1 protein-coding gene is annotated in these 468 nt (G+C 79.9%); it reads right to left on the bottom strand.

What is annotated here, in order from left to right; translation table 11 throughout:
* Window positions 1–155: 155 nt before the first annotated feature.
* The gene (locus ACFV9Q_RS25080) at window positions 156–416 is read right to left on the bottom strand and encodes a hypothetical protein (RefSeq protein ID WP_377236666.1); all 261 of its coding nucleotides are present in this window, start codon (window positions 414–416) and stop codon (window positions 156–158) included.
* Window positions 417–468 lie beyond the last annotated feature (52 nt).

Here is a 468-nt window from a genome sequence, read left to right as displayed (position 1 = left end):
CTTCTACCCCGTCATTCGGCCCGAAATCACGCCCATTTCGGGCCGAATGACGGGGTAGAAGCGCACCATCGGCGCATCGCGGCGGGGGCGGGGGGCGGGGGCGGCGGGCGGGGGCGGCGGGCGGGGCGGCGGGGGCGCGGGGCGGCGGGGGCCGGTTAGCGGGCCAGGCGGTCGACGATCGTGCCGTAGAGCCACGGCGCGCGCGCCGCGGTGGGCACGATGGCGCCGCGGGCGGGGCTCTCGGCCCAGGCGAGCAGCCCCGAGGTGAGCACGCGGTAGTCGCGGGTCACGGTCCGCCAGGCGCGCTCGTACGCGGCGGGGTCCTCCAGGTGGCGGACGGCGGCGTCGGCCTGCGCGAGGCCGACCCGGACCCCCCCGCCCGTCAGCGCGTCGAAGTACCCCGACGCGTCGCCCACGAGTCGCACCCGTCCGGCGCTGGGGGAGGAGGGGAGGGGGGGGGGGGGGGGG

Source organism: Promicromonospora sp. NPDC059942 (assembly GCF_042731755.1).
Lineage (GTDB): Bacteria > Actinomycetota > Actinomycetes > Actinomycetales > Cellulomonadaceae > Promicromonospora.
The sequence above is the reverse complement of the archived record's forward strand: the minus strand, read 5'-3'. Positions and strand labels throughout refer to the sequence as shown.